The sequence below is a fragment of the Dactylosporangium sp. NPDC049525 genome (genome assembly GCF_040676755.1).
GTDB lineage: Bacteria > Actinomycetota > Actinomycetes > Mycobacteriales > Micromonosporaceae > Dactylosporangium.
In genome coordinates this window covers 80,001-91,865 of record NZ_JBFAPO010000048.1, presented here as the reverse complement: position 1 = coordinate 91,865, position 11,865 = coordinate 80,001, and the positions used below count along the sequence as shown (strand labels likewise).

At 75.3% G+C, this 11,865-nt stretch carries 10 protein-coding genes; 5 read left to right on the top strand and 5 right to left on the bottom strand.

Annotated features, from left to right (window positions below):
• The coding region (gene ptsP / locus AB0K00_RS43130) for a phosphoenolpyruvate--protein phosphotransferase (RefSeq protein WP_363533871.1) at positions 1–1,521 on the top strand (1,521 nt) is incomplete at its 5' end.
• Between the two features lie 318 nt (positions 1,522–1,839).
• Positions 1,840–2,028 carry a hypothetical protein gene (locus AB0K00_RS43125; RefSeq protein ID WP_363533868.1) on the top strand — a complete coding sequence of 63 codons (189 nt, stop codon included), beginning with the start codon at positions 1,840–1,842 and terminating at the stop codon, positions 2,026–2,028.
• 51 nt (positions 2,029–2,079) lie between these two features.
• Here the strand turns inward: AB0K00_RS43125 and AB0K00_RS43120 are convergent, their stop codons facing one another.
• Positions 2,080–2,313, bottom strand: coding sequence for a hypothetical protein (locus AB0K00_RS43120; protein WP_363533865.1), 234 nt, complete (start codon positions 2,311–2,313; stop codon positions 2,080–2,082).
• 173 nt (positions 2,314–2,486) lie between these two features.
• Here AB0K00_RS43120 and AB0K00_RS43115 point away from each other — a divergent pair, with 173 nt between their 5' ends.
• Positions 2,487–3,338 carry a hypothetical protein gene (locus tag AB0K00_RS43115; RefSeq protein ID WP_363533862.1) on the top strand — a complete coding sequence of 284 codons (852 nt, stop codon included), beginning with the start codon at positions 2,487–2,489 and terminating at the stop codon, positions 3,336–3,338.
• Positions 3,339–3,347: 9 nt separating this feature from the next.
• Here the strand turns inward: AB0K00_RS43115 and AB0K00_RS43110 are convergent, their stop codons facing one another.
• The 4 genes from AB0K00_RS43110 to AB0K00_RS43095 all read right to left on the bottom strand — a co-directional run bounded on the left by AB0K00_RS43110 (position 3,348) and on the right by AB0K00_RS43095 (position 7,996).
• The gene (locus tag AB0K00_RS43110; RefSeq protein WP_363533859.1) at positions 3,348–5,168 is read right to left on the bottom strand and encodes an ATP-binding protein; all 1,821 of its coding nucleotides are present in this window, start codon (positions 5,166–5,168) and stop codon (positions 3,348–3,350) included.
• A 73-nt stretch (positions 5,169–5,241) separates the two neighbouring features.
• Positions 5,242–5,886, bottom strand: coding sequence for a class F sortase (locus AB0K00_RS43105; RefSeq protein WP_363533856.1), 645 nt, complete (start codon positions 5,884–5,886; stop codon positions 5,242–5,244).
• 4 nt (positions 5,887–5,890) lie between these two features.
• Positions 5,891–7,618 (bottom strand): serine/threonine-protein kinase, encoded by a 1,728-nt coding sequence (locus tag AB0K00_RS43100; protein WP_363533853.1) that lies wholly within the window; start codon positions 7,616–7,618, stop codon positions 5,891–5,893.
• Positions 7,619–7,657: 39 nt separating this feature from the next.
• On the bottom strand, positions 7,658–7,996 hold the full coding sequence (locus AB0K00_RS43095) for an MmcQ/YjbR family DNA-binding protein (RefSeq protein WP_363533850.1): 339 nt from the start codon (positions 7,994–7,996) through the stop codon (positions 7,658–7,660).
• Between the two features lie 114 nt (positions 7,997–8,110).
• On the opposite strand from AB0K00_RS43095, the gene AB0K00_RS43090 reads away from it, so the two are divergent.
• Together AB0K00_RS43090 and AB0K00_RS43085 are read left to right on the top strand one after the other, a co-directional pair.
• Positions 8,111–8,497, top strand: a complete 387-nt coding sequence (locus tag AB0K00_RS43090) for a hypothetical protein (RefSeq protein ID WP_363533847.1) — start codon at positions 8,111–8,113, stop codon at positions 8,495–8,497.
• Positions 8,498–8,514: 17 nt separating this feature from the next.
• Positions 8,515–11,805 (top strand): BTAD domain-containing putative transcriptional regulator, encoded by a 3,291-nt coding sequence (locus AB0K00_RS43085; RefSeq protein WP_363533844.1) that lies wholly within the window; start codon positions 8,515–8,517, stop codon positions 11,803–11,805.
• The last annotated feature ends 60 nt before the right edge of the window (positions 11,806–11,865 follow it).

Below are 11,865 nucleotides of genomic sequence, written 5' to 3'. Positions count from 1 at the left end.
CGGGCCCGCGCCCGCGCCGCCGTCACCACCGTCGCGGCCGACCTGACCCGCCGTGCCGACGCCGCCGCCGACGCCACCGCCGCCGAGGTCCTGCGCGCCCAGGTCCTCATGGCCGCCGACGAGATGCTCCTGGAGGCCGTCGACGCCGCGATCGACGGCGGCGCCGACGCACCCCACGCGATCACCGCCGCCCTCGCCGAGCACCGCGCCGCGTTCGAGGCCGCCGGGGGATACCTGGCCGAGCGGGTCAGCGACCTCGACGACCTGCGGGACCGGCTCGTCGCCGCCTGCCTCGGCCTGCCCATGCCGGGCGTGCCGTCGCCCGGCCACCCGTTCATCCTCGTGGCCCGCGACCTCGCCCCCGCCGACACCGCCGGCCTCGACCCCTCGGTGGTGCTGGGCCTGATCACCGCCGAGGGCGGCCCGACCAGCCACACCGCGATCCTGGCCCGGACCCTCGGCATCCCCGCCGTGGTCCGCTGCGGCGCTGTTCTGGACATTTCGGATGGGGTACTGGTAAGCCTGGACGGCTCCTCCGGCGCTGTCGCAGTAGGCATATCCGATATGTCTGCTAAATCGGTCAACGATGCGCAGCGGGCGTTGCTGGACCGGCGCTCCGCCTCCAGCGGCCCGGGCGCCACCGCCGACGGCCACCCCGTGGCGCTGCTGGCCAACATCGGCTCCGCCCGCGACCTGCCCGCCGGCGTCGACGTCGAGGGCGTCGGCCTGTTCCGCACCGAGCTGCTCTACCTCGACCGCACCGAACCCCCGTCGTTCGAGGAGCAGGTCGCCGCGTACTCACAGGTCTTCGCCGCCCTGCCCGGCCGCAAGGTCGTCGTGCGCACCCTCGACGCCGGCGCCGACAAGCCCCTGCCGTTCCTGCGCCTCGCCGACGAGCCCAACCCCGCGCTCGGCATCCGCGGCCTGCGCGTCGCCCGTGCCATGCCCTCCGTCCTGGACACCCAGCTGTCCGCCGTCGCGGCGGCCGCGGCGACGTCTTCGGCGGACGTCTGGGTCATGGCCCCGATGGTCGCCACCGCCGCCGAGGCCACCTCGTTCGCCACCGCGTGCCGCGACCACGGCCTGCGCACCGCCGGCGTCATGATCGAGATCCCCGCCGCCGCCCTGCGCGCCGGCGCCGTCCTGCGCGACGTTGACTTCCTCAGCATCGGCACCAACGACCTGAGCCAGTACACCTTCGCCGCCGACCGCATGTGCGGCGACCTGGCCGAACTCCTCGACCCCTGGCAGCCCGCCCTCATCGCGCTCATCGCCGCCTGCGCCACCGCCGGCCGCGAGGCCGGCAAGCCCGTCGGCGTCTGCGGCGAGTCGGCCGCCGACCCCGACTTCGCCCTGGTCCTCGTCGGCCTCGGCATCACCAGCCTGTCGATGGCCGCCCGCAGCATCCCAGCGGTCCGCGAGGCCCTGTCCACCCACACCTACGACGAATGCGTCCAGTTCGCCAAGGCCGTCCTGGCCGCCGACACCCCAACCGCCGCCCGAGCCGCGGTCCGCCCCTGAAGCCCTGCCCCGCTGCCCTCTCGGCCGCCCGCCGCACCGCCACCTGCCGACGCCCCGATGCCCCCGTGACGCGTTGGCAGGTGCGGTGCGGCCGGTCCGGCCACGGGCCGCGCCGATCCTGCCGTTGCGATGCCCGGACGCTCCGCCAAGCCCGGGATTGTGGGACATCGCGACGGCAGGATCGGCGCCCTACCGCGTCCCCACCCCGTCCGCGGGGAACCGCACGTCCACCGGACACGATCCGCCGCAACCCCGTGGCAACCTTGCGGATACCCTCACCCGGACCGCACCCCTTCCCACGAGCGACGGAGCAGCCTTTTGGATACCGACGAACTGCCAGACCACGGCATGCTCCGGACATTCCTGGCGCCATGCCTGCTCGTCGCGGCCTCGCTGCTGTCCCTCGCCGGGATCGGCGCCGCAGCCGCCCACCGCATGTCCGCCCCCGCCGGCCCTGCCGCCTGCGCGCGCGTCACCTCATTGACGGCCCGGTCCGGCTGCCCCTGATCAGTCCTGCGGGGAAGCGGTGTCCACCCTGAACAGGTCGGCTGCCCCTGATCAGTCCTGCGGGGAAGCCGTGTCGACCCTGAACGGGAACGGCTCCTCGCCCTCAAGCACGCCGCCGGCGCCAACGACTGCGTGCTCGACGTAGTGCTCCCCGTCGAGCCGGAGCGGCCGCAGCGTCAAGGGCTCCTGCTCCACCAGCAGATACCAGCCGATGCCCGCAGCCGCGTAGAAGTGCAGCTTTGGCGACCCGCCCGACACCCGCGTTGCCGGCCGCCAGGATCTCACCGACGAGCGCGACATCGCCCACCTCGACGACGTCCCCCCTCGCTGTCGGTGGCGGCCAGCCCGTGGGCCGACATGCCCGAGCACCGCAACCTCCACCACCCGACTATAGGCATATGCCTATATGGAAAGCAAGCTCTTCCGTTGATAACTCTATCTAGATAGAGTTACGGCTCATGGCGAAGGTGATGGGGCAGGTGGGTGCGGCGCTGCTGTGGTTGGCGGCCGCGGGTGCGCTGGTTGCGGCGGCGTTGCTGGCGCAGGACGTCGGGTTCGAGGTGCTGCGCCACCGCGTCGAATGGATGATCGCGGCGGTCGCGGTCCTCGTCGTCGCCACCGCGGTCCCGGTCGGGCCGGTCGCGCCGCGGGGGAGTCTCGCCGCCGCCGTCCGGGCCGCGGTCGGGTGCGTGGTCGCGTTCGAGGCGCTGGGGGTAACCCAGGTCTTCCGCGTGCTGCCGCCGATCACGCGCGACGGGGGACCGCGGACCGGCGCCGGCACGACCGTCCTCGTCGTATGGGTGGTCCTGCTCGGGCTGGTGCTCCTCGCGGTGGTGCGGGTGACCAGCCGGCACACCGGCCTGCGGCCGGCCGCCGTCGGCATCGCCGCCGGGTGCGGGTTCGCGGCCGCGGCGGTGTGGCTCGGGATCGCGGCGATCCTGCCCGGGGTCGCGGCGAGCAACGTCCCGGCGCTCCTGGCGATGCTGGCCACCGGTGGCATCGCCGCCCGCCTCATCGACCGCGGCCGCCCGGACCCGGCCGAGGAAGGCTTGACCACGACGAGCACGGCGGCGGTCGTCGGAGCGGTCGTCGCCGCGATGGTCACGGCCGCCGCCGTCGCCGCCGCGATCGACGGGCTCCTCCCGCTCGGGCACGCCTGGGTCCGCAACAGCGCCCCTCCGTGGGAGCACGGGACGCGGCTCGTCGACCCGGTCGGGCTCCTCGTCATCGCCGCCGCGCTCGCCGTCGTGGTGGCAGTCGCCGGCCGGGCCAGGATCCGGACCGGGACGAGGTCACGAACCAGCCGTTGACCAGGCGCCTCATGAACCGACCGGCTGCGCGACGCACGCGGCCGGCAGGTCGATGTGGATGCAGGTGCCGCCGCCCGGGTTGTCCGCGGCGCTGATCGTGCCGCCGTGGCGGGCGACGACCCGCTGGCAGATTGCCAGGCCCAGGCCGGTCCCGGTGTACCCGTGCCCGCCGTGGGCCCGGTGGAACGACGTGAACACCCGGCCACGCTGCTCGGCGGGGATGCCGATGCCCCGGTCGGCGACGGTGAGGTGCACGCCGCCACCCGCCGACGGCGCGGCCGAGACGCAGACGTCGGCGGGGCGGCCCGGCGGGGTGTACTTGAGCGCGTTGCCGATCAGGTTCTCGAACAGCCGCCGCATCATCGCCGCGTCGGCGTCCAGGACCGGCAGCGGCCCTGCCAGCCGGACGGCGGGCGAGATCGAGGCGATCAGCGACGACAGGTCGACCGGCGCGGGTTCCAGCGGCGCGTCGCGGGCGGTGGCGTACGCGAGGAGGTCGTCGATCAGCCGCCGCATGCGCTCCACGCCGGAGCCGATGCGGGTGACCACGGCGACGTCGTCGGGGTCGGTGAGACCGTCGGCGAGGATCTCCGTGTACCCGGAGACGGCCGTCAGCGGCGAGCGCAGGTCGTGCGCGGCGATCGCGGCGAACGCGGCCAGGTCCGCCTCGCGTTCGCGCAGGTCGGTGACGTCGTAGCCGGTGAGGACGGCGCCGATGACCTGCCCGGCGGCGTCGCGCAGCGGGCGGGCGTCGGCCACGACCCGCCGCTCGCCGGCCGCACCGACGAGGGCCATCTCCTGGGCGGTGACGGTGTCCCCGGCGAGCGCGCGGGCCAGCGGGTGCGGCCGCGGGTCGGCGGCCCCCGTGCCGGGCAGGTGGACGGGGTCGAGGTCGGCGATCGTCTGCGGGACGCCGTCCGCGCGCCGGCTGCGAGCGACCCGGTTGAGGTGCACGATCCGGCCGTCGGTGTCGCAGGTGAGCACGGCGACCTCGATGACGTCGAGGACCTGGTCGAGGTACGCCTTCTGCGCGGCGACCGCATCCGCGGCGGCGACGATGCGTTCCCGCGCCCGGCCGGTCTCGTCGAGCCCGGCGTTGAGGGCCGTGGCGAGGCGGTGCACCTCCGGCGGCCCGGCGACGGCGGCCCGGGCGGTCAGGTCGCCGAAGGCGCGCCGGTCGAGCAGGTCCTGCAGCGCGGCGAGCGGCTCGAGGAGCATCCGCTTTGCGGCCCGGTGGATGCGCAGCGCGACCAGCACCGACAGCAGCGCCAGCAGGGCGAGGGCCGCCTCGAGGACGGTGCTCGCGGTGCGGTACGACGACGCCGCCGCCCGCTGCGCCGCCTCCACGGCGGTGGCCACGGCCGCGTTCGCCGCGCGGATGGCGTCGAAGAGCTCCTTGCCCCGGGCGCTGCGGTGGGCGTCGATGCCCGGGTACCCCGGCGGCAGCGCGCTGATCGGCAGCGCCACCTGCGCCAGCCACTGCTGCGCCAGCTGGTCCTGGTCGCGGACGAGGACCCTGGTGCGATCGTCGGGTGCCGCGCGCAGCGCCGCGGCGCGGGCCAGGGGATAGTCGGCGGCACCGGCGCGGAACGGCGCCAGGAACTGCGGATCGCCGGTCAGCTGGTAGCCGCGGACCCCGGTCTCGGTGTCGGTGAGGTCCTGCAGCATCCGCTGGTTGGCGTGGCCGGCGTCCGCGATGCGGCGCAGCTGCCCGTCGTAGACGTCGCCGAGATACTGCCCGCCGAGGAAACGGGCGGCGCCGACGGACAGCAGCACGATGACGAGCCAGACGAACTGCCGGCGCAGTGTGACCGCGATCGGTTTCGGCACGCGTGTTTTCCCCCGCCGCGTCGCCCCCAGGCCCCTCCCAACCTAGCCTGCCCGCGGCGCGCAGGCGGCCGATTCACGGGCGCAGGACGGCCCAGACGACGATGTTGTCGCGGTAGTGCCCCGTCGCGCGGTCGAACTCGCCGCCGCACGTGATGAGCCGCAACCCGGCGTGGTCGATCGGCCCGTACACGGCGTCGGTGGGGAACCGGTCCTTCGGGAACCGTCCGGACGTCGTCACCGCGAACACCGCGACGCTGCCGTCGAGCCGCTCCACCCGCACCTCGTCACCGGCGACGAGCGTGCCGAGCCGCGCGAACGCCCCGTCGTGGCCGCGCCAGTTCACGTGCCCGGCGAGGACGGCGGGGCCGATCGACCCGGGCGTCGGCGCGCCCGTGAACCATCCCACCGTGGACGCGTCGTCCGGCACCTCCATCGTGCCGTCGCCGAGGAGGGTCAGCGCGACGAGCTCACTGGCCACGCCCAGCCGCGGAATCGACACCCTCAGCGGCGGCGATCCGTCCATCGCGTTTCGCGCTGCGCCAGGTGTACGACTGGCGCCTCCCGCCACGGAAGTCGGCGCCGGACTGTCCTGGATGCCGGCCGGCGGGGCGGTCGCCCCACCCGGCCCCGTGGGCGGTGTGGTTGCCCGGCTCAACCCGCCGGCGGCCAGGACGAGCAGCACCCCGAGCGCCGCCACCGTGGTCCGTCGCACCGCCATTGCTTCAGCGTGCCCCGAACGAGGCGGCGAACACCCGGAACGTCTCCTGCCCGGGTCCCCACACCCCGTCGCCCGTCGTCCACGACAGCGTCAGCTCACGCCCGTCGCCGACCCCGAACAGCCGCCGGGAGGTGTGCCAGCGCGCCCCGCCGGCCCCGTCGTAGGTGAACTCCCAGTCGGCGGCGCCGCGCGCGTACACCACCGGACCGATGCCGATCGAGGTGTACCCGGGCGGCGGGCCGAGCCGCAGCAGGTCCTGCTCGGCGGCCCGCCAGTACGCGACCCGGTCGGCCACCGTGGCGGGTCCGACACCGACGGTGAGCCGCCGCCCGCCGGCCGGGTCGAGGAAGCACACGATGCCGTCACCGGCGGCGCGGACCCAGCCCGCGGGCCGTCCGATCCGGAACCCGGCCGGGTCGTCGTGCCACACCCAGCCGGCCGGAAGCCCAACGCCGCCGGCCGGTGCGGCGCCGCCTGCCGGTGCGCTGCCGCCAGCCGGTGCGCCGCCGCTGGACGATGCGCCGCCGCCCGCCGGGGCGGGGGGCAGTGGGACGGTGCCGGGTGGGACGGCGCCGTCCGCGCAGGTGGCGGCGGCGCGCGCCGCGGCGGCCGCCTCGTTCTTCCCGGTCCCGCCGGCCGTCCGGGCGTCCTGGCCGGTCTGGGCGCGGTCGACGAACACCGGCCGGGCGTCGCCGGTGGCCGCCACCAGCCCGACGATGCCGCCGGCGACCAGCAGCACCCCGAGCGCCGCCACGAGGATCCGCGCGACCGTCCGGCGGCGTTCGTCCTGCACCACGTCCTCGTCGTCCGGCCGTGCCGCCGCCGTCGTCAGCGCGGGCGCCACTGGTACCGGCGCCGCGGCCGCCCGGAACAGCCGCATCGTCGCGGCGAGCGGGGCGACCAGCGCCGGCACCGCCGCGGACCGCTGCACCGGCGCGACCTCCGTGAGCATCGCCCTGGCCTGCTGCGCGGTCAGCCGCTCCGCCGGGTCGCGCCGCAGCAACCCCTCGAGGACCTCCCGCAGCGGCCCGGCCCGCTCCACCGGATCGGGTGGCGACGTGGCAAGGGCGGCGAGCACCTCCGCCGTCGTCCCACGTGCGTAGGGCGGGCGGCCCTCGACACACCAGTACACCGTGGCGCCGAACGACCACAGATCGGTCTCGACGCTGGAGACATGGTCCCGGACCCGCTCCGGGGCGACATAGCTCGGCGACGCGATGAGCAGCGTCTCCGGCCCGTCGACCTCGTCGTGCAGGACCGCGATGCCGAAGTCGCCGAGCAGGACCCGCCCGTCGTCGGTGATGAGCACGTTCGGCGGTTTGACGTCCCGGTGCAGCACCCCGGCGCGGTGCGCGGCGGCGAGCCCGTCGAGCACCGCCAGCCCCACCCGCGCCGCGACGTCAGGCTCGAGCGGCCCGTCCTTGCGCACCACGTCCTCGAGGGAGCGCGACGGCACGTACTCCATGACGATCCACGGCCGCCCGCCGGTGAACAGCACGTCGTAGACGCGCACCACGTTCGGGTGCGCCAGCCGCGCGGCGGCCCGCCCCTCCGCGATCGTCCTGGCCCACAGGTCCGCCTGCCCCGGCGGCAGCCCGGGCATCGCGAGGACCTCCTTGACCGCGACCTCCCGCGCCAGGATCTCGTCGCGGGCCAGCCACACCCGGCTCATCCCGCCGGTGCCGATGACGCGCAGCAGCCGGTACCGCCCGGCGACCGTCCCCGAATCCATGAATGTTGTTCGGAGACGCCGCTGCCACGGATGGGTCTCCTACGGCCGGTCCTTCTTCGGCAGCTTGGACACGACCCATCGATAGGATTCGTCGACGGCCTCGAGGATCTCCTCGTCCGGGATCGCCCCGCCGACCGTCAGCGAGTTCCACCCGGACCGCCCGATGTAGGGCATCACCGCCGCGTCGTCCGGAAACCGGTGCAGCCACTCGTCGGCGGCCTCCCGCGTCGGCGCGCACTTGACGCCGACCGTTGCCCCGCTCCCCAGGAACGCGAAGATCTTCGGCCCGACCTTGACGACGACGTCGTCCTCCCACGGCGTGTCCTGCCACGCCCCGGGCTTGGCCAGGCAATGTGCGATCAGTTCGGCACGCGTCACGCCTGCGACGGTACCGCGACGCGGTGCCGAAGAGGCCCCGCCGGCGCGGGGTAAGGTCGCGCGGTGAGGCGGGGTGGCAAGCCGTTTGCAAGTCGAGGCGGGTTTGCTGGGGCGGTGGCAGAAGAGATGCGGCTGGTGCGGCGGGTGCCGGCCGGGCGGCGCGCCGTGACCCGGCTCGCGCTCGGCGTGTTCGTCGTCGATGAGTTCCTGTTCGACGGGCTCGAGTGGTGGGAGCTCATCGACCCGGCCGACGGGGACGAGCAGCCGGCGGCGGCGCTCGCTGCCGTGCGGCCGGGGGAGACCATCGTCCGACTGGTCGGTCTCGTGGCGCCGGGCGGACGCACCGACCTCGCCGTTCAGGTGCTGATCTCGTTGGTGGACGCACTGCGGGCCGGTCCAGCCCGTAGGCTCGTCGCGGCGCCTCTGGCGCACGGCGAGGAGCTGCTGCGTCGAGCGGGCTTCGGACCGTTCGAAGACGGGTCGTTCGCCGTGGAGCTGTAGGCGTCTCCGCGGCCGAGGTGGAGTTCCGGGAGTTTCGCATCCTGCAGATTCGGATCCTGGGCCCGCTCGAGGTTGTCGGCGAGCGCGGGCCGGTCGACACGGGCACCCCGAAGCAGCGCGCCGTGCTGGCGATGCTGACGATGCAGCCCGGCCGGACCGTGTCGGTGCAGCGGCTGATCGACGAGCTGTGGGCCGACGAGCCGCCGGAGCGCGCGATCGCTTCCCTGCAGGCATATGTGTCCCGGCTGCGGCGTGCCCTGGAGCCCGGCCGGACCGCCCGCGACCGCTCGACCGTGCTGGTCAGCCGCGCGCCCGGGTATCAGCTGATGGTGCCGGCCGACGCGGTCGACGCCGCGCGGTTCGCCGCGGCGGTCGAGCAGGCGCGCACCGGCACCGACCCGGCCGAGGCGCTGCGGGTGCTCACCGACGCGTTGCAGCTGTGGCGGGCCGACCCGCTGCCGGAGCTGGGTGACTCGCCCCTCGCCCGGGCGGAGCGGGGGCGGCTGCATGAGCTGCGGCTGATCGCGATCGAGGAACGGTCCGAGGCGCTGCTCCGGCTCGGCCGGGCCGCCGAGGTCGCGTACCTGAGCGAGAGCGCCCTGGCCGAGGCGCCGTACCGGGAGCGGCTGTGGGGCCAGCTGATGCTCGCCCTGTACCGCTCGGGCCGGCAGGCCGAGGCCCTCGCCGCGTACGGCCGGGCACGCGCGGGACTCGTCGGCGAGCTCGGCATCGAGCCCGGGCCGGCGCTGCAGCAACTGGAACAGGACATCCTGCGCCAGGCCGCGCACCTGGCAGCGGTCATGCCGACGTCCGGCGCCCCAACACAACCCAATCCCACCGACATATCCGAAATGTCGGTGGAAAGGGTGGCAGGCGGCGCAGGTTCGCCCGCCACGGACGCGACCCGCAAGCCGGGAGAACCAGGCCGCGAAGCGGAAACGGGCGGTCGGGACGTCGCCGAGGACGGCGGGCTCGTCGGCCGCGACGCCGAGCTGCGGACCGTCGACGAGCTCCTCGCCGGCACCGCCACCGGCCGCGGCCGCCTGCTGCTCGTCTCCGGCAGCCCCGGCATCGGCAAGTCGGCCCTGCTCCGCGAGGTGCAGGCGCGCGCCACCGGGCTCGTCGGCACCGGCACCGGCGTCGACGGTGAGGCGCCGCCGGTGTTCCTGCCGTGGGCGCAGATCCTGCGGACCGTCGCCGCCGCCCCGGACGCGGCCGAAGCGCTCGCCGTCGCGTTCGCCCCGTACGGCAACCTGCCGGCCGTGCTCGACCCGACGCTGGCCGAGACCCTGCCGCTGCCCGCCGCCGAGCGCCTCGCCGACCCCGAACTGGCCAGGTCACGGCTGTACCAGGGGATCGTCGACGGGCTGTCCCGCCTCGCCGCGCACGCCCCGCTCGTGCTCATCGTCGACGACGCGCACTGGCTGGACGCGCCGTCGACGGTGCTGCTGACCATGTTCGCCAAGACGGTCCGGCGCAGCCGGGTGCTGCTCGCGGTCGGCTACCGGGAGGCCGAGCTCGCCCCGGACGCGCCCCTCGCCGGCGCGCTCGGCGAGCTCCTCGCCGACCCGTCCGCGGTGCGGATGCCGCTGGAGGGCCTCGAGGCGGCCGGGGTCGCCGCGCTCGCCAGGGACGTGACCGGCGCGGACCTGCCGGACGAGACCGTGGCGACGCTGCTGGACCGCACCGGCGGCAACCCGTTCTTCGTGGTGGAGCTGCTGCGGGTGCTGGTCGCGGAGCACACGCACACCCTCGCGCCCGAGCACGTGCCGGTGCGGGTGCAGGAGGTGGTCCGCCGGCGGCTCGCCAAGCTGCCCGGACAGGTCAACGCGGTGATCGCGGTCGCGTCGGTGCTCGGCCGGGACGTGTCGGTGCCGGTGCTGCGCGAGGTCGTGCAGATCGACGAGCTGGCGCTGTTCGACACCCTTGACACCGCCGTCGTCAGCGGCATCCTGACCGCGACCGACGACCCGGGGCTGCTGCGGTTCTCCCACGACCTGGTGCGCCAGACCGCGTACCTGGACCAGGGGCCGCTGCGCAGGGCCCGGCTGCACGCGCGGGCCGCCCAGGCGCTGCGGGACACGGGCCTCGCCACCGTCGCCGAGCTGGCCGCGCACCTGCGGGCGGCGCTGCCGGTGCTGTCCCCGTTCGACGTGGTGCCGGCGCTGGTCGAGGCGGCCGGTGAGGCGTACGACCTGACCGCCCACGAGCAGGCCTCGGCCCTGCTGGAGGAGGCGGTCGGCGTGCTGCACCGCGCGCCGGCGGGGGAGCGGCGCGACGTCGCGGAGCTGGACCTGCGGATCCGGCTCGCCTACATGCATCAGGCGACCGACGGCTACCTCGCGCCGTTCGTGAGCGCACAGTATGCGGCGATGGAGCCGCTGCTGGTGCGGCTGCGCGGGCGCCCGGTGCTGGACATCCTGCCGGCGCTGTGGGGGTACGCGTCGTTCCACACCACGGCCGGCGACGTGGCGCGGGCGGTTGCGATGGCCCGGTCGGCGAGCGAGCACGGCAGCACCGACCCGTGGGCGTCGATCGTGGCGGAGGTGCACGAGGGCGCGGCGGCGCTGTCGGTGCTGGACCTGCCGAAGGCCCGCGAGTGCTTCGAGACGGCGCTGGACGCGCTGCCCGCCGGGGACCTGCCGGTGTTCCCGATCGTGAACTGGGACCCGGTCGTCGGCGCGCAGGCACCCGCGGCGATCGTGTGCGGCATGCTCGGCGACCACGCCACCGCGGAGCGGTACCTGCGGGCCGCGCGGGAGCGGGCCGCCCGGGTCGGCGAGCTGTTCCTGGAGATGTACGTCAGCCACTACACCGCCTGCGTCGCTGCGGACCGCTACGACGCGCCCGCGGCGGCGGAGGCGGCCCGCACGACGCTGCGGCTCGCGGAGCGCGGCGGGCACCTGGAGTACCGGGCGATGTCGGCGATCGTGCTCGGCTGGGCCGAGGTGCGCGCCGGCGACCCCGACGGGCTCACCCGCATCACGGACGCCCGCACGCACCTGGGCGAGGCGATGCGCCGGTTCGGGCGGCTCGAGGCGCTGCACGCCGACGCCTGGCTCACCGTGGACCGCCGGGACCGGGCCGCGGAGGTCGCTGCCGCCGCCCTGTCGCAGGGTCTGGCGGGGCAGACCGGATTCGCCGAACCCGACCTGCGCCGGGTGCTCGCGCTCGCCGACGGTGACCCGGCCGAGGCCGAGCAGGCCCTGCAGGTCGCCCGGAAGCTGCACTACGCGGCGGCGGAGGCCCGCGCGGAGGCCGCGGTCGAGGCGGTGGCCCCCGCCGCGAACGACGAGGGCCACCGGTAGAACGGCCGGCAAAGCCGGTAGACGGCCGGCAAGGCCGGTAAACAGGCCGGCAAAGCCGGT

Coding starts and splice junctions, on each gene's coding strand:
- AB0K00_RS43105 (WP_363533856.1), bottom strand. CDS start 5,886: ATGGCGGTGCGACGGACCACGGTGGCGGCGCTCGGGGTGCTGCTCGTC.
- AB0K00_RS43115 (WP_363533862.1), top strand. CDS start 2,487: ATGGCGAAGGTGATGGGGCAGGTGGGTGCGGCGCTGCTGTGGTTGGCG.
- AB0K00_RS43100 (WP_363533853.1), bottom strand. CDS start 7,618: ATGGATTCGGGGACGGTCGCCGGGCGGTACCGGCTGCTGCGCGTCATC.